Genomic DNA, 26,178 nt, shown 5'->3' with positions numbered 1-26,178 from the left:
TATCTCATTTTTCACTTAAAGCCTTGACAGACTTGACAAATGGTAGAAAAGAGCCAGATTTATTCTGAATCAATATCCACCACAACATAGCGGTTAGGCTCGTCACCTTCTGAATAGCTGGTCACACCATCAATTCTGGAAATAATTCGGTGGATAATTTTGCGCTCATTATTGGACATAGGATCTGTATGCTGACTGCGACGGTCTTCCAGAGCCCGCTGAGCCAACTTTTGCGCATAGCTTTGCAGCACTTCCGCCCGATGTTCCACATAGTCATTCACATTGATAGAGATGTAAAAACTCTTGGAATATTGATTGTAAAGATAGTTTTGAGCCAAAAGCTGGAGGGCTTTCAAGACTTTCCCATGATAACCAATCACGCGACCTGGTTCATTGGTATCAATCTGCATATTGATTGTCCGGCGATTGTAGTTACTAGAAAGGGTCGCCTCAACATCCATCTCATCGACAATCCTTTGAACATATTCTGTCACATTAGCTACGACTTCCTCAATATCATAATTTTCCTCAACCTGGATTCCCAAATCAAAGAAAGATGATTCTGCCGGCGCATCTGAGACAGGTGTCTCTTGACGAGGGACTGCTTTTTCAAACGAAACAACCTTATCTGTTTCTTTTTGACCAGCTGTCTCATTGATGGCTTGGCTGGTTTTTAAAAGATCAATCGTACCTGTTTCTTCTAAAATGGTGTTAGCCTGTTTATCATTTTTCAGGATTTGAGCTTTGACTTCATCTGAAACCAGCTCGCCCTCTTCTTCAACTTTTTTGATGGCCGCAACCACACGTCCCAAGTCAACCGTTGCTTCACTAACACTCTGTACTGGCTCATTTTGAGCATTGATTTCCTCAGGAACGCCTTTTACTGCCTTTTGGTTGGCCTTGACCACTGTCGTTTCCGCAATCGGCTCCACATCTACCTGTGCTGGCTTTTTGCCAAATAAACCGAGAAAACCTTTTTTTTCACGCGAAACAACTGTAATATGTGCTCTCATTCGGGGAATGTCCAGCGTTTTTAGTCCATTTTGAATTGCTTCTTCAACACTTTCTCCTGTAAATATAACCATCTGCAAGAGTCCTCCTTCTTACTTTTTCTTTTTCTGTGCTTTTTTCAGAGCACGTCTCTTCTTCATTTCCATCTGGCGTTCTGCCTTTTCCTTCGCTTTGCGTTCAGCAATAATCTTAAACGGATTGCTTAAAAGCAAGGTCTGAGCAACCTGATAAGCATTGGACACCGTCCAATAAAGGGCGACCCCGCTGGCTGCATAAATCGCAAAGAAGAAAATCAACACCGGCATGGCATACATCATAGCTGTCATCCCGCCATTTTTTTCTGGCAATGCCTTATTGGACAGCCAAGTACTGAAGAAAGTAAAGAGAGCAGCTAAGATCGGCAGGATAAAAGTCGGATCCGTCGCCCCCAGATTGAGCCACAGGAAATGTCCCGTTTTCAAAAATTCAACCCGTGTAAGAGCCTGAAAAAGCGCCAACAGCACTGGCATTTGGATAAATAGCGGAAGAAAAGAAGCATAGGGATTCACACCCATTTCTTTATAAAGCTTGTTCGTCTCCTCCGCTAAGGCTGCCCTACTTTCCATATCCTTGCTTGGATATTTCTCCTGAAGCTTCTTGATATGAGGCTGAACTTCCTGCATCTTCCTTGAAGACGTCGTCTGAAACTGGAAGACTGGCAGCAAGACTGTCCGAATAATCAAAGTGAAGAGAATAATACCGATTCCTGTGCTTCCATTAAAAGACAAGAAACGAATCGTTTCTGCAAAGAAATAAACTAATTTTTCCCAAAAATCGTTTGAATTGGCTGTTACTTCACTGGTCCCGCAGGCCGTGAGAATGAGCAACGAGGCCACTAAAAGAATTCCTATTTTACTGTTCTTTTTCACAAACAAATCCTTCCTGATAAATTTTTGCAATCTTCAAGACATGCAATAAATTTTGTTCTACTTGGTGGTAGTCCAGAGTTTCAACTCCCTTGCGGGCAATGACGACAAAATCAGCTTTAGCCAAGTCCCTCTGATACTTAATCAAAACATGCCGAATTTTTCTTTTGATGCTGTTGCGGACAACAGCATTCCCCAGTTTTTTACTGACGGAAATCCCCACTCGAAAGTGCTTCTGATCTTTTTCCAATTTATAAACGACAAACTTTCGATTGGCAAAATTCTGCCCGTCTTTAAAAATCGCATTGAAATCTTTTTTGCTCTTGACGCGATAGTTTTTTCTCAAAACTCAACTCCATCCACCAAAATTAACTCTATTATACCATATTTTCCCAAAATGCCAATAAGGGTCGGCTATTTCGAGAACACCGCTATTTCTCAGGAAATTTCTAAGCAGAAAAGCTATGAAATTTATAATATTCTAATCAAATTTAAGGGCAGACATAATAAAGACAGTACGATAGTCACAGGTTCAAAAAGCAGGAAACGAGCTTTCTCGTTTCCTGTTTGCTTTATGATTTGAGTTCGTTTTTGGCTCTGGCCAATTCCTGACGAATCTGGACAAAGCCAGTACCTCCCAGAGAATTGCGGCGCTGTACAGCCGTCTGAGACTGCAAGGTCTGGTAAATATCCTGCTCGATTAGAGGTGACACTTGCTGATAACGCTCCAAGGGGATATCCTGCAAATAATAGCCCGCCTTGCTGCATTCCAACACCAGTTTCCCGACAATCTCATGGGCTTCTCGGAAAGGTAGGCCTTTTTTGGCTAGATAGTCAGCTAGCTCAGTCGCATTGGAGAAGTCCTGCTGGGTAGAGGCCAGCATGCGCTCTTTATTGACCGTCATACTGGACAGCATGCCCGCCATGATATCCAGAGACTTCTGGATAGTATCTACTGTATCAAACATACCTTCCTTGTCTTCCTGCAGGTCCTTATTATAAGCCAAGGGCAGGGATTTCATGACTGTCAAAATACTGATTAAGTGTCCATAAACCCGACCGCTCTTGCCCCGAATCAGCTCCGCCATGTCCGGATTTTTCTTTTGCGGCATGATGGAAGAGCCAGTGCTAAAGGTATCTGACAGGCTAACAAAGCCGTATTCATAGCTGCACCAGTTAATCAGCTCCTCGCAGAGACGAGACAGATGCATGATGAGAATGCTGCTATTTGCCAGAAATTCTAAGATGAAGTCTCGGTCGCTAACCGCATCTAGGGAATTATGGTAGATGTCTGCAAATCCCATGAGCTCAGCTGTTCGCTCCCTGTCAATCGGAAAAGTAGTCCCAGCCAGAGCCGCTGCTCCCAAGGGAGATAGATCAGCGTGTTTGAGATTGAAAGTAAAACGCTCACTGTCTCGACTAAACATCTGATAGTAGGCCAGAAGGTGATGGGCAAAGCTAATAGGCTGAGCATGCTGGAGGTGAGTATAACCCGGCATAACTGTCTCGACCTGCTCTTCTGCCAAGTCCAGTATAACCTGCCGCAGATGAAGGAGTTTGTCCCCAATCTGCTGGAGCTGGTCCTTGAGATAGAGGTGCATATCCGTTGCTACCTGATCATTCCGTGAACGAGCCGTATGAAGTTTACCGGCGACTGGACCGATTTTCTCGGTCAGCAGGGCTTCCATGTTCATGTGGATGTCTTCATTGGTCACATCAAACTCAATCAAACCAGCTTCATAATCAGCCAAGAGCTCTTCTAGACCTTTCTGGATGGCCTTGGCCTCCTCTGGAGCAATAACCCCCGTCTCACCCAACATCTGAACGTGAGCCAAACTCCCCTGCAGATCATAGGGAGCCAAGCGGTAATCGAAACCGATGCTAGCGCCAAATTCTTCGACCCAGGCTTCTAAAGAGCCTTCAAAGCGACCGCCCCATAGTTTATGATTTGCCATAGCTGCCTCGCTTCCTAGTCCTCAGCATGAGCCTGGACTTCCGCATGAACCTTGGACGGTAGGCCCCAAAGTTTGATAAAGCCAACAGCTGCATCCTGATCAAAGGTATCTGCACTGGTATAGGTGGCTAGATTTTCATCGTAGAGAGAATTGTCTGACTTACGGGCAACAACCGTAGCCGAACCCTTGTAAAGCTTAACCTTAGCCGTTCCATTAACTACTTTCTGGGTTGACTTGAGATAGGCAATTAAAGCTTCTGTCGCTGGATTAAACCAAAGACCATTATAAATCAGATTGGACAACTCGTTTTCGATGATGGGCTTGAAATGAGCCAGCTCCCGAACCAAAGTCAAATCTTCAATTTCCTTGTGGGCTGCAAGCAAGGTCACAGCGCCTGGACATTCGTAAACCTCACGCGATTTAATCCCAACCAAACGGTTTTCCACATGGTCTATCCGGCCAGCTCCGTGCTTCCCAGCCAAATCATTGAGCTCCAAAATCAAATCAGCCAACTTCATGGTCTGACCATTCAAAGCAATCGGCACACCAGCCTTGAAGTCGATTTCCACAAATTCTGGCTTGTCTGGTGCATCTTCTGGTGCTATCGTCAGATCATAGGCATCTTCTGGTGGTGTATTCCAAGGATTTTCTAGAACACCACATTCATTAGCTCGACCCCAGAGATTTTGATCAACTGAGTAAGGACTGTCCAGATCAGCCGGAATTGGTACACCATTTGCCTTAGCATAATTAATTTCTTCTTCCCGAGACCATTTCCACTCCCGAACCGGAGCAATGACCTTGAGATTGGGATCCAAGGACGCTATGGCGACTTCAAAACGGACCTGATCGTTTCCTTTTCCAGTACAGCCGTGGGCAATGGTGGTCGCTCCACTTTTGTGGGCAATTTCTACCAATTTCTTGGAAATCAATGGTCGACTCAGAGCAGAAACCAAGGGATATTTTTGCTCGTAGAAGGTGTGGCCCTGCAAGGCTACTAAGACATAGTCTTCTGCAAATTCATCCTTGACATCAATGACATGGGATTCAATGGCTCCGACTTTCAAAGCCTTGTCGTGGATGAAATCTAGGTCATTTCCTTCTCCTACGTCCATACAGACCGCAATAACATCGTAATCTTTACTCAGCCAAGTAATAGCAACTGAAGTATCCAAACCACCCGAATAGGCTAAAATGACTTTTTCCTTTACCATGTGACTACCTCTTCCTTCTACTTAGTTTTTATTTTTATACATTCTACTGTATGAAAATACTTATGTCAAGAGGAAATTTAATATTTATCCAAATATAATCAAAATTTAAATTTTTATTCAAAATTACTATATTATATACTGAACTTAGAAATAGAAAAAAAGAGTCTGTTAAGACTCCTTATTTCACACGATAAAAAACGTCTGGATGCTCAGAGATACTTTGGGCAATGATGAAGCGATCTTGGCTGGTATCAGTCGGATCCGTTCCATCGGCCGTCTTATCTGCAGGTAAGCTCTTTCCCGCAGGAATGATGAGAAAAGCAGCACCTGTAAAATTATTCCAGCGAATCCCTACTAGGTAAAGGCCATTTTCATCAAGTTTAGCGTAATCTGTCTCTAGCTTTGCGACATCTGACACGATACCTCGTTCATCAAATGTATAACTAACACCATTGGCATCCTGCCAGGTACCAATCATGCTAGAAAAATCCCCAGAAGCTATCGCCTGCATATCCAAACTGGAAGTGACCGCAGGCTCTTGGGTGCTGGAAACCGAACCTTCCTGACTTCCCACCTCCCCAGAGTTGTCTGTCGAGCCTGCACTTTTTTCAGACTTTTTAGAAGAAGTCGAGCTAGTCGAACTGACTTTAGAAGTGCTAGAAGTCGAAGTCGGCTCTTCTTTCTTTTGACCGCAGGCTACCAGCACGAGTGAGGCTGTCAGTGCTCCGGCCAAGATAATCATCCATTTTTTCATCTTTGCCTCCTTACCATATTTTGGTATACTTTTAATCTAATTGTGACATAAAAGTGAAAATTTTGAAAGCAAAAACCAGCTCGAAAGCTGGTTAATCTTATTGAATTTTTTTCAACATATTGTCGATATGCTGGATAGATTTTTCGCGACCTAGCAGGTAAATCGTGTCCGGTAGCTCTGGTCCGTGCATTTCACCTGAAACAGCAATCCGAATCGGCATAAAGAGGTTTTTACCCTTGATTCCTGTTTCTTTTTGGACTGCTTTGATTTGTGGGAAGATGTTTTCTGACTTGAAGTCCTCATCAGACATGGCCTCTAATTTTTCCTTGAAGGCTGTCAGCACAGTCGGTACCGTTTCACCGGCCATGATCTCGCGCTCTGCGTCTGTCAACTCTGGGAAATCTGAGAAGAAAAGATCCGTCAATGGAACAATTTCATCAACTGACTTCATTTGTGGTTTGTAGAGCTCTACCAATTTCTCAGCCTTGTCAGTCAAGCGTCCTGCTTCTTCCAAGAACGGTTTTGCCATGGCAAAGATTGTCTCAAAATCTGCATTCTTGATGTACTCATTGCTCATCCAGTCCATCTTTTTCTGGTCGAAGGCTGCTGGAGACTTGCTGAGGCGATTTTCATCAAAGAGCTCAATCAATTCTTGACGAGAGAAGATTTCATGCTCGCCACCAGGATTCCAACCGAGAAGAGCGATGAAGTTAAAGACTGCTTCTGGCAAGTAACCTTTTTTACGATAATCTTCGATAAACTGCAAGGTATTGGTATCGCGTTTTGACAACTTTTTACCCGTTTCAGAGTTGATAATCAGGGTCATGTGACCAAACTCTGGTGCTTCCCAGCCTAGAGCTTCATAGACCATGAGTTGCTTAGGTGTATTGGCAATGTGGTCATCCCCACGGATAACGTGGGAAATTTGCATGTCATGGTCATCAATCACAACGGCAAAGTTGTAAGTTGGGTAGCCGTCTTTCTTTTGGATAACCCAGTCGCCACCGATATTACCACCCTCGAATTCAATCTCACCCTTGACCATGTCAGTCCACTTGTAGATACCAGCTTCATTGACAGCCAAACGAACCGTTGGAATGATGCCTGCTGCTTCGCGTTCTGCGATGTAGGCTGCCTTCTCTTCCTCTGACATGCCTAGAAACTCATTGATGTAGCGTGGTGTTTCACCTGCTGCTTCTTGGCGTTCGCGCTCAGCAGCCAATTCTTCTTCTGTAACATAAGATTTGTAGGCCTTGCCTTCGGCTAGCAATTGGTCAATGTATTTTTGATACAATTCCAAACGTTCTGATTGGCGATAGTTTTCATGTGTTTCTGGGCTTTCATCCCAGTCCATCCCCAACCAACGGAGGTTTTCTAGCTGGGAGCGTTCCCCGTCTTCGACATGGCGCTTGCGGTCTGTATCTTCAATACGGATGATAAAAGTTCCACCATGATGACGAGCATAGAGGTAGTTAAAGAGCGCGGTCCGCGCATTTCCGATGTGTAAAAGTCCCGTTGGACTTGGTGCATAACGCACTCGAATATCTTTTGTCAATTTTCGATCTCCTATTTGGGAATAGCAGGAAGGTCTTGCCCCTGCTTTCGTATTCAAACGTTATTATTATATCACATTCTCGACCCAGAATCCGCTGAATCGCATGATTTTTTAAGACAGTCTTTCTTCGAGGACAAAGTCAATCGGCAGCCAAGCTAAAACCTGCTCTATCTGCTTTTCCCAGTAATACCACTCATGCTTACCTGGACTGTGGCTGTAAGTAATATCCAAGCCCAAGTCTTGCAGATTTTTCACAGCCTCCTGATTTGCCTTGTAGAGAAAATCTTCTTCGCCACACCATGCCCAAAGCTTCGTCTTTTTATCAGATTGCTTGGCTATACTTTCCAGTGAATGGGGGCTACTGGTCCAGTCTTTAAAGTCTCCAAAAACTCCTCGCCAATAGGCTGGTGTTGCTATTTCAGCATTATCTGGACGACTATCAAGAAAACTCAAAGCCCCTGAAAGACTAGCCGCGTATGAAAACCGGTTAGACTTCAGAGCCAGCTTAAAGGCTCCGTATCCGCCCATGGAAAGACCAGCGATAAAATTCTTCTCCCGCTTGTCAGACATATTGGGGAAAAAGCGCTTGAGCACCCGTGGCAGCTCTTCAGCGATGGCTTCGTAATAGTTAAAACCGTATTGAGTATCGGTGTACCAGCCATTGCTGGTATTCGGCATGACAACAATCAGGTTAGTCGAGCGAACCAGACGTTCGATATTTGAGCGCTTGAGCCAGCTATTGTGATTACCGTTCATACCATGAAGCAGATACAAAACAGGAATATCCTTATCATCCGGCTTATCCACGCGCGACGCATCTGGATAGAGAACATTGACTCCCCACTCCATCTCCAAGGCTTCTGAATAATATTCTATCTGCATCACTGCCATCTTTTTTCTCCTCTTGTAAAAACTACTGTTCTTGACTAGGCATCACAGCCAGCCACACTCTGAAAGCAAAGCCTGTTCTGCGACCGCCAAAAGATAAGAAAAAGCCGATATTCGACTTTCTCTCTACAAAATACTAGGAAAGTTGCTCCCTCGAGTGACTCTAGCGAACTTCCATGACAACCGGAAGAATAGCCGGCCGGCGCTTGGTTTGCTCGAAGAGGAACTTAGCCAAACTATCACGAACCGCTCCCTTGAGCTCGCCCCAGTCAAAGCTTTCCTGAGCTAGGTACTCTTCCACTGTCTTGTTGATTAAGTCGGTGCTCTCCCGCAGGATGTCACGACTCTTCTTGACATAGACAAATCCTCGAGTGTGGACCTTGGCTTTGGAAATGATTTTTTTCTCCTTGCGATTAACCGTGAGCGCCACGATGAAAATACCATCTTCAGACAGAACCTTACGGTCACGCAGGACAATATTGCCCACATCGCCAATGGCATTTCCATCAATCATGACATCACCCGCTGGCACTGCTCCAGCTGGTACAAAATCACCCTTTTCATACTCCATGATACTACCACGTTTAGGAATCAAGATGTTTTCTGGTAAAATTCCAACTTCCATGGCAGCCTTGGCATGAGCATCCAGTCCGCGGTACTCACCCTGAATTGGGAAGAGATACTTGGGTTGCAGCAAATTGATCATGAGCTGCAAGTCACGCGCATTCGCGTGACCGGATACACGCAAGTTTTGGGTAATCAGCTTGACCACTCCGCCAGCCTGATAAATCATATTTTCTACACGTGCTACGACTGCTTCCTTGGCAATAGATGGCGTTGTAACAATATAAACCAAATCCCCGTCTTTGATTTCTACATAACGGTGACGGCCAATGGACATCTTGCGCAGCCCATTGATGGGCTCACCCATCCGGCCTGTCTCCAAGATAATCAGCTCATGGTCTTCAAACTTGGACATTTCTTTGGGCTTGATCAACAAACGCTCGTCAACCAGGGACAGTTTTTTGAGCCGAATAGCTGTGCGGACGATATTTTCAATATCAAAACCAGTCAAAACAACCCGCCGGCCTGTTTCTGCCGCTGCTTTAAAAACTTGCTGGATACGAGATAGATTGCTGGCAACCGCAGCCACGATAACCCGACCGCCCCAGTCAGCAATAGTATCTTCAATCTCTCTTCCAACCTCGCTTTCGCTAGCAACCTGAATCTTACTGTCAGCATTGGCCGAATCGCTCAGTAAAGCCAGAACTCCCTCGCGGCCAATCTCAGCCAGACGGCCAAAATCTGTCGCATAGGACTCACTAGCAGATTGGTCAAATTTGAAGTCTCCAGTGTAGACGATGTTTCCTTCCGCTGTCTTAATCACAATCCCCAGACTCTCTGGGATAGAGTGGGTCGTCCGGAAGAAAGAGACCACAACCTTACCAAACTCAATCTCTGTATTTTCATCAATGACATGAAAATCATTGAATTTTTTGACGACATCATTATTTTTGACAAAAAGCTTTGCTAGTTCAATCGTCAGCTCTGAGCCGAAAACAGGCACTTTAGCATCTGCCAAAAGATAAGGCAGGGCTCCAATAGCATCCGCATGACCATGGGTCAGAAAAACACCTGCGATACGGTCCTTGTTTTCAAACAGATAATCCATGTTGGGGATGACCACATCCACTCCCAGCTGCTCATTTTCTGGGTATTTCAAGCCTACATCCAATACAAAAATGGAATCATCCACTTCGGCAACGTAGAGATTTTTCCCATTCTCACGCACACCGCCTAAAGCAATCAGTTTAACATTGCTCTTACTCATCTTTACTCCTATCAATTTTTATTTTGTCAGCATTCAGCTGAACAAATGATTGTTTATTACTAACGGTCCTTGGAAAACCAAGTCGAATTACAGTTTTGCAAACACAGTTCGCACATCTTACTCATTATAGCATTTTCCCGGCCTTTTTTCAAAACAAAGAAAGGATAAGTCACTCATGTGCGTGCCCCTCTTTATTTAGTCACTTACAACACCACCCCAATAGATAGTTTCAAAACTTGACAGTAAATCTCTTTTTCAGTACAATGAAAGTGAACAACGTTCATCTTGAGGTGACCATAATGAATACAGTTGTAACATCAAAAGAGAAAATATTAAAAACGAGCCGAGAGCTGATTCAAGAGCAGGGCTGGTCTGCGGTCAGCATTCGCTCGGTCGCGGCTGCCTGCGAGGTATCGGTAGGCTCTATCTACAATTATTTTGATTCTAAGACAGACTTAATCAGTTCTACGGTGGAAAGCGTCTGGTGCGAGATTTTTCACCGTCCCGAGGATGCTGCTGTGTTTCAGGATATTCAGGCCTGTGTGACATGGATTTACGAACGAATGGCCTACGGCTGCAAACAGTATCCTGGCTTTTTCACTCTGCATTCGCTCGGCTTCATGCGGGAAGACAAAGCTGACGGCAAGCAGCGGATGCAGCAGACTTGGCAGCACATTTTAGCCGGATTGTGCTCTGTCTTGAAACAAGATGTCAACATTCGGGCAGATGCTTTCACGGAAGATTTTACCGCCGAAAAATTTGCGGATGTCTTATTTTCCCTAATGATTTCCGCTCTGCTGCGGCAAGACTATGATCCCTCTGCCGTACTGGAGATTATCCGCCGAACGCTTTATTAAAATTCCCACTGTGTTGTGGGAAATTTTTATCTGATAAATTGAACATTGTTCAGAAAGGAACTATTTCATGAAGGTAAAACGAAATACCTTGCTACTTATCGCCTGCCTTGTATGGACCGCAGCAGGTTTTAACATCCTTCGCATTGGGCTTTTAGCCTATCCTGCCTATCGAGGAATAGTAAATTATCTGCTGACCGCACTGGTTTTCGCTGTGTTTCAAATCTTTATTTTCGGCAAACTGGTCAAAAAACATACAAGCAGGATTCGTGCTTATCAAGAAGAACGCCACTTTTTTCTCAAATTCTTTGACGGAAAATCCTTTGCTATCATGGCAATGATGATGACCGTCGGTATCTGGTTACGGTCAAGCGGTTTTGCACCAGAGCGGTTTATCGCGTTTTTCTATACCGGTCTGGGAGCTTCTCTTTTACTGGCAGGGCTCTTGTTTGGCTTTAACTTTGGCAAAGCGATATTTGCAGCTGACAAAGAAAGATAGTGAATAATTTAAGAAAAGAGGCGATTAATTGATGCAAGCAATCGTAGAAACACTTTTTGATGCTGTCTATCTGGTAGCCGTCATGACCATTGGCATCCTGTTGATTCGTAAAAGCAAGAGAAATTCTCAATTCCGTTTATTCGGATGGATGGCGGTGGTACTGGGAGCAGGTGATTCTTTCCATCTGATTCCCCGTGCGCTGGCACTATGCACCACTGGACTTGGACAGTTTACCGTTCCTCTGGGTCTTGGAAAATGGATTACCTCCGTCACCATGACCGTCTTCTATGTGCTACTTTACTATGTCTGGCGGCAGCGGTATCAGGTCAAGGAACAAAATGGTCTGACTGCTGTCGTGTACGCTTTAGCTGGTGTACGGATTCTGCTTTGCATGATGCCACAGAATCAATGGTTAAGTTCCGACTCCCCTCTTTCTTGGGGCATCTATCGCAACATTCCCTTTACGCTAATGGGTTTATTAATCATTGTGTTCTTCTATCAGAGTGCAAAGGAACACAGGGATCAAGCCTTCCGCTGGATGTGGCTGACTATTGTGCTCAGCTTTGCTTTTTATATCCCGGTAGTGCTATGGGCAGATACTCTTCCTCTGGTCGGGATGCTGATGATTCCTAAGACCTGTGCCTATATTTGGACAGTGTTCATCGGATATTTTGCAATGAAAAAAGAATGTGAGTAAAGAAAAAATGAACTTGAAACAATACATGAACGCCTCTGTGCTCTATGCCATCCTTGCTATGGTGGGAGGGGTGTTTTACCGCGAATTCACTAAATTCAATAGTTTTACTGCCAAAACCTCTCTCGGAGTCGTGCATACACACTACTTCCTGCTGGGCATGGTCGTCTTCCTTTTGTTACTCCTGCTAGAAAAGAACTTTGCCTTTACTGGAGCAAAGACGAAACGCCTGCTGCTGACTTATCATATCGGTCTGAACCTAACTGCTGTGATGCTTGTGGTGCGGGGTGTGACACAGGTCTTAGGTGTGGCTCTCTCCTCTAGTATGAGCGCGGCAATCTCTGGCATCGCTGGGATTGGACATATCCTGCTCGGAATCAGCTTAGTGCTCTTGTTGCTGCAAGTCAAGCGAAGTGTGTCAGATATGCGCTAGATTTTCCTAATATTATTCCTGATTGCTGGATATTCTCAGCGAAGCGGAAGACCGAGAATAATCGTCACTTTATTCCAGAAGAAAAATTGTAAAATATAGTGCAACAAAAAACTCACAGAACTTCAAATAGTGTAAACTGTAAGTAACCACACCGACAGATACATAAGGAGATTCTATGAGCTACTATCATCTTACCATAAAGGAACGACTTAAGATAGAGACCTATGTGGAATTAGGGCTAAATTTGTCTCAAATTGCAACTAAGCTTGGTGTCCATCGCTCGACTATCAGTAGAGAGTTGAAACCTTGTCCAAAACAGTATTCAGCTGAAAGAGCTCAAAAATCTTATGAAGACTTAGCGAAATAAAAGGACGAAAAATAGCTTGCACACCAGAACTCCAAAAAGAAATAGAGCCTACTCTAAAAGACTCTTGGTCGCCAGAACAGATACAAGGTCGCTTTAAACTTGAGAATAGACACATAGTGGCCTTTAAAACCATTTACAATTGGATCTATAGCGGTGTGATTCAGGTTGAATTAGCAACCTTAAGACGAAAAGGAAAAAGCAGGCAAGTTCCAGAAACTAGGGGAAAGTTCACGATCGGAACTCCCATTTCTAAACGTCCCAAAGAGGTTACAAAGCGTGAAGTCGTTGGCCATTGGGAGCTAGATACGGTGGTTTCCCCAAGAGGAGACAGTAAAGGATGCCTAGCAACCTTTCTGGAGAGAAAGACTCGGTTTTATCTGGCTTTCAAAATGCCAGACAGAACAGCTAAATCCATGTTGTCTGCTATTGAACAATTTACAAAGCTCTTTCCGAAAGAGTTTCTAAAGACCTTCACTTCAGATAGAGGAAAAGAGTTTGCTTGTTTCCCTTTCGTTGAACAAATGGGGATTCCGTTTTATTTTGCGGATGCCTATTCCTCTTGGCAAAGATGAAGTAATGAGAATGCCAATGGGCTTCTTCGTGAGTATTTTCCTAAGAAAACCGATTTAGCAACCATTACTGAAAAAGCGCTAAGCGAGACCTTACTGGCTATGAATCATCGTCCCAGAAAATGCTTGGGTTACAAAACAGCTTTTGAAGCACTTAGAGATGAGGTTTAAAAATGTTGCACTTTTTATTGCAATTTATCTTGAGTAAAAAATGATGAGTCTAGTCTTACTAGAAACTAGACTCATCACTTTTCTTTCTTTTCTTCACTTCCAAATACCAGCCCAACAACCAGAGTAAGACTAGAAAATAATTCTCTACCCAACCTAAGAGATTAGCGCCATTAGCCACTTGCAGGTAACCCAATAAGTGATTGGTCCCAAAGCCTAGACCACCCAAGATAAGGGCTGTCAAAGTCAACCGTAGGTAAAACCAGTCGTAGCGGATGAGATTCCCAATTAAGAGAGGTAGCAAGGCTAGATTCCAGAAGCCGATTTCCCTTTGCCAATAGGGAGAAAGGCCATAAGCGGATTCCTTCCCTAATAACTGGGGCTGGAAAATCTGAATGATAGCTGCTCCCAGCATAGCAAGAATAAGCAGGATAAAGGCTAGTCGTAAAAATTTATTCACGTCGTTCTCCTTTTTATTAAATTTTTTAATATTATACTACTTCAAATATTCTTTAACAATATTAAGAACAGCTGGTCTTTTCTCGTTTAGAGAGTTTTGCGTTTCTTAGCGGCTTTGGAAAAAGCAATATCCTGAATCTGATCATAGCGCAGGAATTGCTGAATAAGTTCCCTGTCGCTTACCTCAGGATCCAAATCAATGACATAGTCTAGCTTGATGGTCTTCTTTGCAGCTGACTGGATAGAGGTCAACTCAACCGACTTGCAGGCCGTTTCAAAGAGAGCTTCAAAAAGAACTTCATAGTCGAAATCAGCCGGAATCTGAATCTGAACATAGCGTCTGGTCTGACTGACAGAGCTAAAGCTCATCTTTTCAAAGAGCAACCAAACCAAGGAAATAAAGAGAGTAAAGACGATTCCCAGAGTTACAAAGCCCATGCCTGTCGTAATCCCAATCGCTGTCGCCATAAAGATAGCCAAGAGCTCCTTGGAGCCTCCTGCTGCCGATCGGAAGCGAATCAAACTGAAGGTCCCCGCTACGGCGACACTGGTACCCAGATTGCCATTAACCAAAAAGATGATCATAGAAACAATCGTCGGCAAAAGGGAAAGAGTGATGACAAACTCTTTGGTATAGATGGTCTGGTGCTTATAAACCTTGGCCAAAACGATTCCCAAAACTAAGCTGATTGCCAGAGAAAAAAGTAGAGCTAAGAGATTAATCTTTACCTCGGTCGAGGAATAAATACTGTTAAATAGCTGATCAAGCATAGGCTATACCTCCTTAGGACTTGAGCGTTTGAGCCATTCTTTTCTTAGTTTTCAGATAGGCTCTGCCATATTTTGAGAAGGACTGATCCTCAAGTCCGTACTTATTTAAGATATCCGCCAACCACTGAGGATATTGACCGGAAATTTTGATTTCCATAATCACCTGACCCTCTTCCAACAAAGGTAAGCCATAGCGACCTGATGTTAAATCTACATCATAATCTCGATAACGGATATTGGAATCGACCGTCACACGAACTTTTTTGTCTTCTAACCCCTTCATCGAATAGCGCTCATAGCTAATCACCATTTTTGGCTTCAAGTCCACATAGCGCTCCTGTAGCTCTTCCACTTCTGCCTTAACACGTTCATCAGAAATAGTCTGATCTGCTAGACCGTTCTCAATATAGTTGACAACAGAGGTTAGATTTGAAACCAGACGGTATTTAAAACCTACTTCATCACATTTTTTCTTGATTTCCAAGAATACCTGACTATCATCTGTTGGTTCTTCTACATAAGTCCGCATCCGCAACTTTTCACGCCCGCCCTTTTTGGCAATCGAATCCTGAATCATCTGGAAATCATCGTTGTCAAAATATACATTGGAAATTGTCGAAGTCGCATAATCGTCTGGAATCAGGTAAGGCTGCATCTCAGCCTCCAGCAGAGCCAGCGTTGCTCGGTCTAAAATATACTTGGTTTCGATACGTTGGAAGTTGGTTTGGATTTGCTTTTGTTTCATTTAAATTCTCCTTTTATTCTACAAATGTAGTTTGTTCTTTTAAAAGAAAGAGAGCTTCCGCTCCGCATCTCATAAGCATCTGGCTAAGCTTTATCTGTCTTCTCCTTTCCAAGCAGTATTTTTAAAAGACTTTCTACAAATGTAGTTTATAGCTACATTCTACAATTGTCGTTCTTAAAAGTCAAGAGCAAAATGAGTGATTTTTCTAAAAAAATGAACGAGTCTCCTCTGATAGTCAAAGAAAAGCAAATTTTGGTTAGAAAACAGGCCAAAAGATTGTTGGTGCGAGCAGCTGAAGTTCGTTAAGGAGATCTAACATCAACTTTTCAAAGAACCTGAGAAGATAAAAAAATCTACTAGCCCAAGTTTTTAAGAAACTTAGACCAGCAGAATTCTTTTATCTAATCATCGTCATCATCGTCATCGTCCTGATCATCATCAGTATCTGGATCATCCTGAGAAACCGTATTCTGGGTAGGGGGCTGTACTGTTGTCGCGCCGGCACCAGTGCCCGTACTATAAGAACTGGCTGTTCCCGTCTGTCCTGTGACTGGAGTTTCATTGTTGGCTGGATTGGCTCCAGTAGCCGATGAGGAAGGACTGACTTCTTTCTCGACTGTCACTGTCTTTTCGATAGTGGTGTGCTGCTTGGACTGGAGAAGCTTCCCATCCTTAGCATTGATAATAATCTCATGAACTGTCTGTTCGTGAGAAAAACGAATTTTATAAGTATCTTTTTCACGCACAACCTGCAGGTCTTTAACATCCTTTTCAGCAAGAGACAGTTCTTTTAGGGCCACAGTTAGAGCTTGACTCTGGCTGAGCCCCTGAGACTGCTTCTGACTGGTCACAGGCTTGCTCTTCTGCACTTGGACATCTGGACTTTCAAAGGCAAAGACCGAGCTAGACAGCAGAAAAAGGAAAGGAGCTGCCACTATAAAGGCAGTGGATAAAAACTTTTTAGGCAGGCGACTATCCATAATGCCAATAATCCGTCGCTTAAGATTAAACTTGTCGGAGTAAAAGCAAGTCGTCAGGGCAATAGGGCTCTTTTTACTACGATCGATCATGGTCAGAATCGTTTCGCCATAAAAAGTACGATACTCCGTGTCTCGGCTACTTAGCACATCATAGTCACAGTACATTTCTCCCACTTCTTGCATCTCCCTACAGGCAAAGCGAACAACTGGGTTAAACCAATGCAAGCTCCTAGCAAGAATCCCTAAGAGATTGACCAAAATATCTCGGTGCTTGTAGTGAGTCAGCTCATGCTTGAAAATCAACTGCAGTTCTTCTTCTGTATAGTCCAGCTCTGGCAAGACGATCAAAATATCTCTGAAACCAAGCAACATCGGACTTTGAGTCATAGGATAGTGAAGCAGACGAATCTTGCTGTTAATCCCCATTTCCTGCTGAACAATCGGCAACTGAGCAAGCGTTCCCTCGTCCCGAACCTCTGTCCCCCAACGCTGCAACATCTTTCTGAAGCGAATATAGGAATAAACATACCTACCTAAGCTAAAGGCAAAGCCGACCAGCCAGACAACAAAGAGAATTTCAAACCACGGCAGCCTTAGAAAAGCCTCCCACAGATTTGACTGGGCAGCTTTTTCAGCTACTTGCGAACTTCCTTGTGCTCCATCTGTCCCAACAGCAGTGACTGCCGTCTGAACAGCCGGTCCAGCATTCAGCCGAATCAAGCCTGAGCCCAATTGGGGACGAAATGGGACAAGAAAGCTCAGCAGGACCAGAAACCAGATAAAATATTTGACCTTGACCGAAATCTTGGTCTTTAAAGCCGCAAAAAGAAGACTTAGCAAAAGAACCAAAATTGATGTCGAAAGACTGGTCAGCAGGAAGGACAAAAGGAGCTGTTTCATGGCTATTACCTCATCTTACTCTTTCTGATTCAGGAGATTACGCAACTCATCTAGTTCATTTTCTGAAAATGAATTAGATGAAAAAAGTGTTTTGACAAAACCACCCATGGAATGACCGCTGTAGCGCTTCAGGAAGTCTAACGTTTCCACTTCTAGGTATTCCTCCTCCGAAATCAAGGCTGTGTACTGCCTTTCACGTCCCTTGCGGACGCTTTCTAAAAATCCCTTTTCCGTCAAGCGTGCTAAGACCGTCAACAAAGTTTGAGGTTTCCAATGGTTGTCTTCTCCCAGTTTTTCCATGATTTGGGCTGAAGTCGTTGGGTTTGGCAAATGCCAAATAATCTTTAAGATAGCAAATTCACCATCTGGCAAATGTTTCATTGAACTTTTCATTGTTTTTATATACTTTCTAAAGGCTATTTCTAACTTTATTCTACACATGTCTAACAAAAAAGTCAATCATTATGTAAAAAAAAAGAGCGGGAAATCTCAGCCAAGAGGTCACCCTTGCCACCTCTCCACGGACTAGCAGCCACCGTATAGTCTGTATAGCGACTCGGATAAAGAACAAAGCCATCATGATGCTTGACCACGACAATGACCCATTTAAAACCTGTTTCTTTCATAACCCTAATCCACTGGTCTGTATTCAGTTTAGTCGGATTGAAACGCTTGGGATCTTCTTGACCATTCCTCCACTCCTGCTCATAAAAAGTATTGATGCCAAAATGGATAAAAGCCGCCAATTCATCTCGATGAGATGATAAGGCAGTTGAGCTGCCGAAGGCAAGGGACCAAAATCCGAAATCTCTTCCAATTTCTTCACTATTCCTCCTTTGGGATTAGCTGGTGTGTCCAGAACGAGCGCCCATCTTCCCCATCCCAACTAGAATCCTCATCGCTTTGAATATCAAAAAGGAGAGAACCAATCCAGTCCTCTCCAGATGTTAGCTGACATCGACCCACTACAGTTGACAAAGAGTCAAGAAAATGACCTCTAGCTTTACTCGGCTAGAGGTCTGACTTACCTTGCTGATATTTGAGAACATTCAGTTCATCTCATTCGGAACTGAACAACAACCTGATTGTTGATTATTTAATTTATTAAATTTTTAATTCCTTTAACCGCTAATGATTTTCTTTTATCTTAGCATCAAAAACATTTATAATAAAGCAACTATTGATTAACATCTCGAAGTCTGAAAACCATCTAAAAAGCTTCTACTTTCTATCCCACTGTCATAATCAGATAGGCTAAGCAGGCCTACCCAATGATTTAACCAATAGTCCAGTAAAGCAACTACTTATATGTTACAAACAACTATATTTATCAGCAAAGCAAATCGAATGCGAAATTAATTTTTTCCTTTCCCTATCTTTACTTATATTATACTCCTCTGCACAGAAAAATGCAAGCGTTTACAATCAAAAAATATAAATTTTTTAAATAATTTTTGCAACTAAAAAGAGCTGAAAATATCAGCTCACAATCTTATTCAAATAAGCTATAGTAATCCGCTATGGTCATCTTGGCTTTTTCTTCCTGCTTGAGGTCTTGGATGATCCGGCCTTCCTTCATGACAATCAGGCGATTGCCATATTTGAGAGCATCCTCCATGTGGTGGGTAATCATGAGGGCCGTCAGCTGGTCTCTTCGGACAAAGTCATCAGTCAATTCCATAAGAGCCACACTCGTTTTAGGATCCAGCGCTGCCGTATGCTCGTCTAAAAGAAGCAGTTCTGGGCGCTTGATCGTCGCCATGAGTAGACTCAAAGCCTGTCTCTGACCACCAGAGAGAAACTCAATCGGTGTATCCAGATGTTTTTCCAGACCATTGCCAATTTTATCGATGGTCTCCTGAAATTCCTGCCGGTGGCTATTCAGCCGACGAGGAACTAGACCACGGGATTCGCCACGAAACTTGGCAATCAGAAGGTTTTCTGCCACCGTCATCCGAGGGGCCGTTCCCATCTTGGGATCTTGAAAGACCCGCGACAGATATTTAGCTCTCTTTTCAGGAGAAAAGTTGGTTACATTTTCGCCTAATATATAAATGCTTCCGCTGCTCAGAGGGAGGGTACCGGCAATGACATTAAAAAGAGTCGATTTACCTGCCCCATTGCCACCCAAAATCGTGATAAAATCATGCTCATGAATCTCCAGCGACACATCGTTTAGGATGACCTTTTCTTCATCAAAGCCGTTATTGACCCGCTTGCTGGCATTTTTTAATTCTACAATCGCTGTCATTTGCTTAACTTAGCTCCTTTAAAGAATTTATTTTTCAAGGTCGGAATCATGAGGCAGACCGCCAAGATAACCGCACTATAGAGGCGGAGATAGCTGGTGTTAAAGCCAAGAGCAATCACACCCCAAATCAGAAACTGATAGGCAATAGCACCAACTACAATGGTAATCAGGCGCTCAGCCAAGGTCAGGCTCTTAAAGAGGACTTCCCCGATAATCAGACTAGCCAAACCGACGACGATAACCCCAATCCCGCGAGACACATCGGCATAGCCTTCCTGCTGGGCAATCAGAGCACCAGACAAGGCAATGACGCCATTAGACAAGATCATGCCCATCAATTCCATGCGACCAGTATTGATACCGAAACTACGCGCCATATCAGGATTGTCTCCAGTTGCGATGTAGGCCTGTCCGAGCTTGGTATCTAGGAAAAAGAGCAGGGCTGCAATGACCAGACTGACAAAAATCAAGCCTGTCAGGAGATTATTGATTTCCCCCGAGAAAGGCAGAAAGTCCTGAATCTGCCGAGTCCCCAGCAGACCTAGATTAGCCCGCCCCATGATCATGAGCATGATGGAATGGCAAGAGGTCATGACCAAAATCCCTGATAGCAGGGTTGGAATCTTGCCCTTGGTATAGAGAAGCCCTGTCGCCAAACCTGCTAGACAGCCTGCCAGTACCGCAGCTGCCGTTGCCAAGAAAGGGTTCACCCCTTTGGTAATCAAGGTAACGGCTACCGCCCCACCTAGAGGGAAGGAACCTTCCGTCGTCATATCTGGAAAATTTAAAATCCGAAAAGTCATGAAAATCCCCAGACCTAAAATGGCCCAGACCAGCCCTTGTGAAATAATGGAAAGAATCATCTTATTGTCCTAACTAAATTAAAATCGTATTCCTATTTTAACACAAAAAAGCAGCCAATTTCAATGTTGATGCGCAAACAAAGAAATTGGCTCCTTGACTATTCACTTAACCACTGTCATCCGTCCTGTGTCCACATCGTAAACTGCCCCTGAGATTTCTACATCGTCGGGAATCAGTGGTGACTGCCGCAGCAATTTCATATCTTTACGTACACTTTCCACCACATCTGTAAAGGGCAGAAAATCCTGACCGCTGACATCGACACCCAGCTCTTTGTTGAGATAGGCTACAAACTCCTCATTCTTAAAGGTCTGTGCTCCGCAGTCTGTATGATGCAAAACCACGATTTCCCTCGTTCCCAGCTGCTGCTGAGAGATGACCAGCGAGCGAATCATGTCCTCCGTGACCCGACCGCCAGCATTGCGCAAGATATGAGCATCCCCCAGAGCTAGCCCCAGAGCCTGAGCCACGTGGAGCCTAGAGTCCATGCAAGTTACAATGGCTACTCTGGTTTTTGGCTTGATAGGCAGATGTGCTGTTCCATGCAGATCAACATAAGCTTGATTGGCCTTCATAAAATTTTCAAAATAAGACATTTTTCCCCCTCGTAGATACTTTGATAATCAAATAATNTTAGCTTTTTTATAAAAAAGCTAGGGCAGATAAATTCAGCACCTTGCCTAGTTTTCTGTCCTAGTTTGTCTTTTTATGAGCTTTTTGGAATATACTTGCTGAGTGAGCCTGCAAAGGTTTGAAGATTAAGGCTTTGAACATAGATTTCTCCAGTACCTCGGAAGGTATTGACTACGCCTTCTCCCGTCCCGATAGACTGCCAGAAACCATTTTCCAGATGAATATTATAATCCAGAGACTGGCTCCAAGCCACTACATGGGCATTGTCAATGGTCACTTCTTGGTTATTCAGTTCAATTTTCTTAATAGAGCCAAAAGCATTAGCCAAAAGTGTGCCTTGCCCTTGGGTCGTCATAACAAAGAGACCGCCCTGACCGCCAAAGAGAGCCTTGCCAACAGACTGGCGCTCCATCGTATAGTAAGCCGTACCATCAAGAGCCAGAAAAGCTCCGTCATTGAGCCGATACTGCTTCTCTCCCAGATAAAGAGGAATGACCTGACCAGGAGCATCCGGCGCCAGAGCCAAAAAGCCATTATCCGACTGAGCGACCGCCTGCGTGATGAAGGTGCTTTCGCCAGACACCATCGAACGCCCGACTGCTTTGACAAAGCGTCCCAAACCAGAACCGCTAGCATTGAGCTGGGTGTTCAAGGTTACATTAGGCGTGTGGTAGACCATACTGCCACGCTGAATAAAGACTGTCTCACCTTGATTTAGGTGTAGGTCAACGAGTGGGAATTGCATATTGCTATCCATGGAAAATCTCATGATCTTACCTCCGTGTTTTTATATGATTAGATTATAACATTGGAAAAATATTTTTGCAAACAAAAACTAGTCTGACAATAAAATTTAGCCAAAAACCTTTTTCAGAACTTCCCCAATCGTCGTCACACCGATGACTTGGATATTGTCTGGAACTTTGAGACCGTTCAGAGAGTTTTTAGGAGCGTAGACTTTGGTGAAGCCCAGCTTTGCTGCTTCGTTGATGCGCTGCTCGATGCGATTAACCCGACGGATTTCACCAGTCAGGCCAATTTCACCGATAAAACACTCTTGAGGATTGGTCGGCAGATCCTTGTAGCTGGAAGCAATGGCGACCGCTACCGCCAAATCAATGGCTGGTTCATCTAGCTTGACGCCGCCAGCAGACTTGAGGTAGGCATCTTGATTTTGCAGGAGGAGTCCTGCCCTCTTTTCCAGAACTGCCATGATGAGGCTGGCTCGGTTAAAGTCCAGTCCAGTCGTGGTCCGCTTGGCATTGCCGAACATGGTCGGTGTCACCAAAGCCTGCACCTCTGCTAAAATCGGCCGCGTCCCTTCCATAGTTACAACGATGGAAGAGCCTGTCGCGCCGTCCAGTCGTTCTTCCAGAAAGACTTGGCTTGGATTGAGCACCTCGACTAGCCCGCCAGACTGCATCTCAAAAATGCCGATTTCATTGGTCGAACCAAAGCGATTTTTAACTGCCCGTAAAATACGGAACGTGTGTTGGCGTTCGCCCTCAAAATAAAGCACGGTATCCACCATGTGCTCTAGCGTGCGGGGACCTGCTAAGGTTCCTTCCTTAGTCATGTGACCAACGATAAAGGTCGCGATATTATTGGTCTTGGCCAGCTGCATGAGCTCAGCTGTCACCTCTCGAACCTGAGAGACAGAGCCTTGAACACTGGAAATCTCCGGCGACATAACTGTTTGAATAGAGTCGATAATCAGAAAATCAGGCTTGATTTTTTCAATCTCGGTGCGGATATTTTGCATATTGGTCTCGGCGTAGAGATAAAATTCACTGTCAATATCACCGAGCCGTTCCGCCCGCAGCTTAATCTGCTCAGCTGATTCCTCCCCGCTGACATAAAGGACTGTGCCCTGATGAGAAAGCTGGGTGGATACCTGCAGAAGCAGGGTGGACTTCCCGATACCGGGATCCCCGCCAATCAGGACCAGACTGCCTGGCACTACGCCACCACCCAGCACACGATTGAACTCGTCCATGTCGGTCTTAGTCCGGTTGACATCAATCGAAGTGACCTCAGCCAGCTTCATAGGGCGGGCCTTTTCGCCCGTCAAGGAAACGCGGGCATGCTTGACCTCAGCGGTCTCTACCTCCTCAACAAAAGAAGACCAAGAGCCACAGTTAGGACAGCGGCCTAGATACTTGGGCGAATGATATTCACAATTTTGACAGACAAAGGTTGATTTTTTCTTAGCTATGGTAGACCTCCTTTATATTTCTAATTCACATTCAATCACTTGGCAAAAATCAATGGTTTCATCTGGCACAAACTGGCGGATGAGCATGCGATGGGCTACCAGGACTACTGTCTGGTAGTCTCTATACTTTGCCATACAGTCTACAAAACGAGCCTTCATCTCCTCAGCCGTCTCATACTGAAGAGGGCTATTGGGAAGTAGCTCTCCATTACTTTCTAAAAACAGGCTTCGAGCTTTTTCAAAGTTCTCTCTTCCCGTTTCATAAACCTGCCATTCGTGTAGCAAAGGCTCTACTCTCAGAGGAAGTCCAGTAGCACAAGCTACATATGATGCTGTTTCTAAAGCCCGCGTCACTGCAGAAGACACCAGCAAGTCAGCTGAACGCAGCAAAGGATGCTGGCAAAGTTCCTGAGCCTGCCGTCTGCCTTGCTCGGACAAGGGCGCCAAATCTAGTCCAAAGCCAGTATAGCCAGCCTCTTCCAAAAGTGAATAATCTGGCTCTCCGTGGCGGATAAAAATGATTTTCATACTAATGTCCTGTCGATCCAAATCCGCCAGTCCGCACGCCTTCTGCTTCATCTCCATCTGCAATCAAAAATGGTGCAAAGACAGCTTGAACCACACGTTCGCCCACTTCGAGGACGACTTCCTGATCTGTGATGTTTTTCATCTGAGCAAAGATATGCCCTTCATTTCCAGGATTGCCGTAGTAGTCACCATCAATAACCCCAACGGAGTTAATCAAAACCAGACCTTTTTTACGAGGATTGGACGAGCGGTCATAGAGGTAAAGCACCTCGCCCGGCTGCATATAGGCCTTGACACCCGTCGGAACCAGCTTAATCTCCCCCGGCGCAATGAGGGTGCGCTCTGCCACTTTCAAATCATAGCCAGCTGCGTGAGCCGTCTCTCTCTTGGGCAACAAATCTTCATTTGGAAAGCTGGAAACCAGCTCGAATCCACGAATTTTCATACAGTTCTCTTTTCTATTTTTACTGTCCCTATTATACTAAATTCGCAAAAAACAAGCAAAAAAACCGCCGATTGGCGATTCTCCCTAGTATAGATCTCTGATAATCTCTCCATTATCTAGATAGGTAAACTGCTCCGTCAAATCTGATGTGAAAACTTGATACATCTCCTTAAAGCTCAAGGCCAGCGAGTGGTGATCAAGATCCTCGCGTTTAATCCAGAACACTTCTCCTTCGTCGGACGAGACCAGCTCTCCTTCAAAACGATTGGTTTTGTAAAGAAAAACGACGTAACGTTCATCCTTTTCGGTATAAAACTGCTTGACACCGCATAACCTAGGCTCATAGATGGTCAGACCTGTTTCCTCCTTGATTTCCCGTATCACTGATTTGACAAAGGATTCACGATTTTCAACATGGCCGCCTGGAAAGCAAAGGCCGGTCCAATCATCATTTACTTTATTTTGCACTAAAATGCGGTCTCCATCATAAACCATACACATATTTGTTAAAATAACTCGCTCCGCTCTTGACATCTCTGCTCCTCCATCTACCGACCGATTCGCTCGGCCTACTTGTGACTCATTATAACATAAAAGACATCAAATTGCTGAAAATCCAGATTTCTCAGCCTTTCCAGCAAAAAAACCGCCGATTGGGCGGTTCTTATAGGGAGATTATTATGAAAAAGAAAAGTTTTAGGATTTCATCAAATAAAGTTAGGAGGTCTTCATTTGATGGTTATATTATATAAAGCTTATCTTAAAATTAGCTAAAAATAATTTAAGAATTTATAATTCTTGCAAAAGATATTGAAATAGTTCTAAATTGCCCTTTTCTTCGTTGATCAAAAACTCTGGATGCCACTGAAGGCCGATGATACGACTGCCATCCACAGCCTCAATCGCTTCGATGGTATTATCTCTTGGATCAAAGGCAGTTGCTCGGAAATTGGACGCCAAGTCCTTGATGCTTTGGCGATGGACCGAATTAATCTGGCTGGCTTGACCAAATAAACGCTCCACGACGCTGCCCTTCTCTGTGCGAATGGAATGCGAAGTACCAAATGGCTGCCCCTGCCAATGATTGTCAATCTGCTGATTGAGTGTGCCACCAAAAGCAACATTAACCAACTGCAGACCGCGGCAGATAGCCATGACTGGCTTATTCTGGCGAATGGCCTCCTTCAAAAGAGCCAGCTCAAACTCATCACGAGCTAGATTGTAATCATCGCTGTCAATGGTCTTTTCTTCCCCATAAAACTGTGGGTGAACATTTTGCCCGCCTGATAAAATCAGCCTGTCAATGGTTTCAACATAATCCTGAACTAAACTTTTATCCCCAACGGGAATCACCATCGGCAGGCCACCAACCATTCGTACGCCGTCCACAAACTTGCGTGAAACAGAGGTGTGAATATTTTTTCCAGCTTCATCAACTGGACAAAGATTGGCTGAAATTCCAACAATCGTTCTGCACATACCGTGATTCCCCCTTATTTTGATATAGTATATCTTACCACGCCTCTTCTAAGCCGTCCAATAGATTTTTTTAAAGCGGGTTATAAAAAATTTTTATCAAAGACTCGGTAATCCTCTCAAATAAAAAACTCTCGGATGCACTACAAGCACTGTACTGACCCCAAAAAGTTGGACAAAAAATATTAGTGAAAGGATTTGGTTCTGTACTGAA

General features: G+C 44.2%; 27 protein-coding genes and 2 pseudogenes. 5 read left to right on the top strand and 24 right to left on the bottom strand.

Translation table 11 applies throughout. The annotated features are described in order from the left end of the window. Positions 1 to 59: 59 nt before the first annotated feature. From jag to SSIN_RS05430, 9 genes are all read right to left on the bottom strand, one after another. Positions 60 to 1,085 (bottom strand): RNA-binding cell elongation regulator Jag/EloR, encoded by a 1,026-nt coding sequence (gene jag / locus SSIN_RS05470; RefSeq protein WP_037616637.1) that lies wholly within the window; start codon positions 1,083 to 1,085, stop codon positions 60 to 62. Positions 1,086 to 1,103: 18 nt separating this feature from the next. Further along, complete coding sequence (locus SSIN_RS05465) at positions 1,104 to 1,919, bottom strand: YidC/Oxa1 family membrane protein insertase (protein ID WP_037616635.1); 816 nt, start codon at positions 1,917 to 1,919, stop codon at positions 1,104 to 1,106. Then, positions 1,903 to 2,262, bottom strand: coding sequence for a ribonuclease P protein component (gene rnpA / locus SSIN_RS05460; RefSeq protein ID WP_037616633.1), 360 nt, complete (start codon positions 2,260 to 2,262; stop codon positions 1,903 to 1,905). Before rnpA ends, SSIN_RS05465 begins: the two co-directional genes overlap by 17 nt. Positions 2,263 to 2,488: 226 nt before the next feature. After that, positions 2,489 to 3,871 carry an argininosuccinate lyase gene (argH, locus tag SSIN_RS05455; protein WP_037616632.1) on the bottom strand — a complete coding sequence of 461 codons (1,383 nt, stop codon included), beginning with the start codon at positions 3,869 to 3,871 and terminating at the stop codon, positions 2,489 to 2,491. Between the two features lie 14 nt (positions 3,872 to 3,885). Continuing rightward, positions 3,886 to 5,085, bottom strand: a complete 1,200-nt coding sequence (locus tag SSIN_RS05450; protein ID WP_037616630.1) for an argininosuccinate synthase — start codon at positions 5,083 to 5,085, stop codon at positions 3,886 to 3,888. 178 nt (positions 5,086 to 5,263) lie between these two features. Beyond that, positions 5,264 to 5,839 carry a DUF6287 domain-containing protein gene (locus tag SSIN_RS05445; RefSeq protein WP_037616628.1) on the bottom strand — a complete coding sequence of 192 codons (576 nt, stop codon included), beginning with the start codon at positions 5,837 to 5,839 and terminating at the stop codon, positions 5,264 to 5,266. A gap of 97 nt (positions 5,840 to 5,936) precedes the next feature. Next, a complete protein-coding gene (gene gltX / locus SSIN_RS05440; RefSeq protein ID WP_037616626.1) occupies positions 5,937 to 7,394 on the bottom strand; it encodes a glutamate--tRNA ligase in 1,458 nt (485 codons plus the stop codon). Between the two features lie 111 nt (positions 7,395 to 7,505). Next, entirely contained in the window at positions 7,506 to 8,285 is a 780-nt protein-coding gene (locus SSIN_RS05435) for an alpha/beta hydrolase (protein WP_037616624.1), read from the bottom strand. 160 nt (positions 8,286 to 8,445) lie between these two features. After that, positions 8,446 to 10,113: a ribonuclease J gene (locus SSIN_RS05430; RefSeq protein WP_037616620.1), complete on the bottom strand. Its 1,668-nt coding sequence runs from the start codon at positions 10,111 to 10,113 to the stop codon at positions 8,446 to 8,448. 299 nt (positions 10,114 to 10,412) lie between these two features. Between SSIN_RS05430 and SSIN_RS05425 the strand changes: the two genes are divergently transcribed. The 5 genes and pseudogenes from SSIN_RS05425 (at position 10,413) to SSIN_RS05405 (ending at position 13,700) form a co-directional block, all read left to right on the top strand. Then, positions 10,413 to 10,970 (top strand): TetR/AcrR family transcriptional regulator, encoded by a 558-nt coding sequence (locus SSIN_RS05425; protein WP_037616618.1) that lies wholly within the window; start codon positions 10,413 to 10,415, stop codon positions 10,968 to 10,970. Between the two features lie 67 nt (positions 10,971 to 11,037). Next, the gene (locus SSIN_RS05420; protein WP_037616615.1) at positions 11,038 to 11,466 is read left to right on the top strand and encodes a hypothetical protein; all 429 of its coding nucleotides are present in this window, start codon (positions 11,038 to 11,040) and stop codon (positions 11,464 to 11,466) included. A 31-nt stretch (positions 11,467 to 11,497) separates the two neighbouring features. Next, the gene (locus SSIN_RS05415) at positions 11,498 to 12,163 is read left to right on the top strand and encodes a hypothetical protein (protein WP_037616612.1); all 666 of its coding nucleotides are present in this window, start codon (positions 11,498 to 11,500) and stop codon (positions 12,161 to 12,163) included. Beyond that, complete coding sequence (locus SSIN_RS05410; RefSeq protein WP_244880076.1) at positions 12,156 to 12,593, top strand: DUF2871 domain-containing protein; 438 nt, start codon at positions 12,156 to 12,158, stop codon at positions 12,591 to 12,593. Before SSIN_RS05415 ends, SSIN_RS05410 begins: the two co-directional genes overlap by 8 nt. Before the next feature lie 175 nt (positions 12,594 to 12,768). Further along, positions 12,769 to 13,700 (top strand): annotated as a pseudogene (locus SSIN_RS05405) (IS30 family transposase). Positions 13,701 to 13,758: 58 nt separating this feature from the next. On the opposite strand, the gene SSIN_RS05400 reads toward SSIN_RS05405, so the two are convergent. From SSIN_RS05400 to SSIN_RS05330, 15 genes and pseudogenes are all read right to left on the bottom strand, one after another. Next, positions 13,759 to 14,157, bottom strand: coding sequence for a hypothetical protein (locus SSIN_RS05400; protein ID WP_037616609.1), 399 nt, complete (start codon positions 14,155 to 14,157; stop codon positions 13,759 to 13,761). A gap of 86 nt (positions 14,158 to 14,243) precedes the next feature. Then, complete coding sequence (locus SSIN_RS05395; RefSeq protein ID WP_037616606.1) at positions 14,244 to 14,927, bottom strand: DUF4956 domain-containing protein; 684 nt, start codon at positions 14,925 to 14,927, stop codon at positions 14,244 to 14,246. A 13-nt stretch (positions 14,928 to 14,940) separates the two neighbouring features. Further along, on the bottom strand, positions 14,941 to 15,672 hold the full coding sequence (locus SSIN_RS05390) for a polyphosphate polymerase domain-containing protein (RefSeq protein ID WP_037616603.1): 732 nt from the start codon (positions 15,670 to 15,672) through the stop codon (positions 14,941 to 14,943). Positions 15,673 to 16,073: 401 nt separating this feature from the next. Then, positions 16,074 to 17,552 (bottom strand): M56 family metallopeptidase, encoded by a 1,479-nt coding sequence (locus SSIN_RS05385; RefSeq protein ID WP_037616601.1) that lies wholly within the window; start codon positions 17,550 to 17,552, stop codon positions 16,074 to 16,076. Between the two features lie 15 nt (positions 17,553 to 17,567). Further along, on the bottom strand, positions 17,568 to 17,945 hold the full coding sequence (locus tag SSIN_RS05380; protein ID WP_037616598.1) for a BlaI/MecI/CopY family transcriptional regulator: 378 nt from the start codon (positions 17,943 to 17,945) through the stop codon (positions 17,568 to 17,570). 83 nt (positions 17,946 to 18,028) lie between these two features. Next, a pseudogene (locus SSIN_RS05375) lies at positions 18,029 to 18,378 on the bottom strand (alpha-L-fucosidase); the annotation flags it as partial. A 666-nt stretch (positions 18,379 to 19,044) separates the two neighbouring features. Continuing rightward, positions 19,045 to 19,803, bottom strand: coding sequence for an ABC transporter ATP-binding protein (locus tag SSIN_RS05370; RefSeq protein ID WP_037616594.1), 759 nt, complete (start codon positions 19,801 to 19,803; stop codon positions 19,045 to 19,047). Continuing rightward, a complete protein-coding gene (locus SSIN_RS05365; protein ID WP_037616592.1) occupies positions 19,800 to 20,666 on the bottom strand; it encodes an ABC transporter permease in 867 nt (288 codons plus the stop codon). Before SSIN_RS05365 ends, SSIN_RS05370 begins: the two co-directional genes overlap by 4 nt. 102 nt (positions 20,667 to 20,768) lie before the next feature. After that, the gene (locus SSIN_RS05360) at positions 20,769 to 21,263 is read right to left on the bottom strand and encodes a beta-class carbonic anhydrase (RefSeq protein ID WP_037616590.1); all 495 of its coding nucleotides are present in this window, start codon (positions 21,261 to 21,263) and stop codon (positions 20,769 to 20,771) included. Positions 21,264 to 21,373: 110 nt separating this feature from the next. Beyond that, a complete protein-coding gene (locus tag SSIN_RS05355) occupies positions 21,374 to 22,069 on the bottom strand; it encodes a TIGR00266 family protein (RefSeq protein ID WP_037616587.1) in 696 nt (231 codons plus the stop codon). Between the two features lie 84 nt (positions 22,070 to 22,153). Then, positions 22,154 to 23,515, bottom strand: a complete 1,362-nt coding sequence (gene radA, locus SSIN_RS05350; RefSeq protein WP_084578623.1) for a DNA repair protein RadA — start codon at positions 23,513 to 23,515, stop codon at positions 22,154 to 22,156. A gap of 12 nt (positions 23,516 to 23,527) precedes the next feature. Further along, on the bottom strand, positions 23,528 to 24,094 hold the full coding sequence (locus tag SSIN_RS05345; protein WP_084578622.1) for a histidine phosphatase family protein: 567 nt from the start codon (positions 24,092 to 24,094) through the stop codon (positions 23,528 to 23,530). Further along, entirely contained in the window at positions 24,045 to 24,488 is a 444-nt protein-coding gene (locus SSIN_RS05340; protein WP_037616579.1) for a dUTP diphosphatase, read from the bottom strand. The genes SSIN_RS05345 and SSIN_RS05340 overlap by 50 nt, the downstream gene beginning before the upstream one ends. 84 nt (positions 24,489 to 24,572) lie before the next feature. Further along, positions 24,573 to 25,022: an 8-oxo-dGTP diphosphatase gene (locus SSIN_RS05335; protein ID WP_037616577.1), complete on the bottom strand. Its 450-nt coding sequence runs from the start codon at positions 25,020 to 25,022 to the stop codon at positions 24,573 to 24,575. A 255-nt stretch (positions 25,023 to 25,277) separates the two neighbouring features. After that, on the bottom strand, positions 25,278 to 25,967 hold the full coding sequence (locus tag SSIN_RS05330; protein WP_037616574.1) for a gamma-glutamyl-gamma-aminobutyrate hydrolase family protein: 690 nt from the start codon (positions 25,965 to 25,967) through the stop codon (positions 25,278 to 25,280). Between the last annotated feature and the right edge of the window lie 211 nt (positions 25,968 to 26,178).

The organism is Streptococcus sinensis (genome assembly GCF_000767835.1).
GTDB classification, from domain to species: Bacteria; Bacillota; Bacilli; order Lactobacillales; family Streptococcaceae; genus Streptococcus; species Streptococcus sinensis.
Note: the sequence above shows the minus strand (reverse complement) of the source record. Positions and strands in the feature narration are given on the sequence as shown.

What these genes read in the sequence shown, in the direction of transcription:
- SSIN_RS05435 (WP_037616624.1), bottom strand. Translation starts at nt 8,285, where the DNA reads ATGGCAGTGATGCAGATAGAATATTATTCAGAAGCCTTGGAGATGGAG.
- SSIN_RS05430 (WP_037616620.1), bottom strand. Translation starts at nt 10,113, where the DNA reads ATGAGTAAGAGCAATGTTAAACTGATTGCTTTAGGCGGTGTGCGTGAG.
- SSIN_RS05370 (WP_037616594.1), bottom strand. Translation starts at nt 19,803, where the DNA reads ATGACAGCGATTGTAGAATTAAAAAATGCCAGCAAGCGGGTCAATAAC.
- SSIN_RS05390 (WP_037616603.1), bottom strand. Translation starts at nt 15,672, where the DNA reads ATGAAACAAAAGCAAATCCAAACCAACTTCCAACGTATCGAAACCAAG.
- SSIN_RS05385 (WP_037616601.1), bottom strand. Translation starts at nt 17,552, where the DNA reads ATGAAACAGCTCCTTTTGTCCTTCCTGCTGACCAGTCTTTCGACATCA.
- SSIN_RS05365 (WP_037616592.1), bottom strand. Translation starts at nt 20,666, where the DNA reads ATGATTCTTTCCATTATTTCACAAGGGCTGGTCTGGGCCATTTTAGGT.
- argH (WP_037616632.1), bottom strand. Translation starts at nt 3,871, where the DNA reads ATGGCAAATCATAAACTATGGGGCGGTCGCTTTGAAGGCTCTTTAGAA.
- SSIN_RS05335 (WP_037616577.1), bottom strand. Translation starts at nt 25,022, where the DNA reads ATGTCAAGAGCGGAGCGAGTTATTTTAACAAATATGTGTATGGTTTAT.
- SSIN_RS05330 (WP_037616574.1), bottom strand. Translation starts at nt 25,967, where the DNA reads ATGTGCAGAACGATTGTTGGAATTTCAGCCAATCTTTGTCCAGTTGAT.
- SSIN_RS05415 (WP_037616612.1), top strand. Translation starts at nt 11,498, where the DNA reads ATGCAAGCAATCGTAGAAACACTTTTTGATGCTGTCTATCTGGTAGCC.
- SSIN_RS05360 (WP_037616590.1), bottom strand. Translation starts at nt 21,263, where the DNA reads ATGTCTTATTTTGAAAATTTTATGAAGGCCAATCAAGCTTATGTTGAT.
- SSIN_RS05380 (WP_037616598.1), bottom strand. Translation starts at nt 17,945, where the DNA reads ATGAAAAGTTCAATGAAACATTTGCCAGATGGTGAATTTGCTATCTTA.
- SSIN_RS05425 (WP_037616618.1), top strand. Translation starts at nt 10,413, where the DNA reads ATGAATACAGTTGTAACATCAAAAGAGAAAATATTAAAAACGAGCCGA.
- SSIN_RS05355 (WP_037616587.1), bottom strand. Translation starts at nt 22,069, where the DNA reads ATGAGATTTTCCATGGATAGCAATATGCAATTCCCACTCGTTGACCTA.
- SSIN_RS05345 (WP_084578622.1), bottom strand. Translation starts at nt 24,094, where the DNA reads ATGAAGCAGAAGGCGTGCGGACTGGCGGATTTGGATCGACAGGACATT.
- SSIN_RS05395 (WP_037616606.1), bottom strand. Translation starts at nt 14,927, where the DNA reads ATGCTTGATCAGCTATTTAACAGTATTTATTCCTCGACCGAGGTAAAG.
- jag (WP_037616637.1), bottom strand. Translation starts at nt 1,085, where the DNA reads ATGGTTATATTTACAGGAGAAAGTGTTGAAGAAGCAATTCAAAATGGA.
- SSIN_RS05340 (WP_037616579.1), bottom strand. Translation starts at nt 24,488, where the DNA reads ATGAAAATTCGTGGATTCGAGCTGGTTTCCAGCTTTCCAAATGAAGAT.
- SSIN_RS05445 (WP_037616628.1), bottom strand. Translation starts at nt 5,839, where the DNA reads ATGAAAAAATGGATGATTATCTTGGCCGGAGCACTGACAGCCTCACTC.
- SSIN_RS05420 (WP_037616615.1), top strand. Translation starts at nt 11,038, where the DNA reads ATGAAGGTAAAACGAAATACCTTGCTACTTATCGCCTGCCTTGTATGG.
- SSIN_RS05450 (WP_037616630.1), bottom strand. Translation starts at nt 5,085, where the DNA reads ATGGTAAAGGAAAAAGTCATTTTAGCCTATTCGGGTGGTTTGGATACT.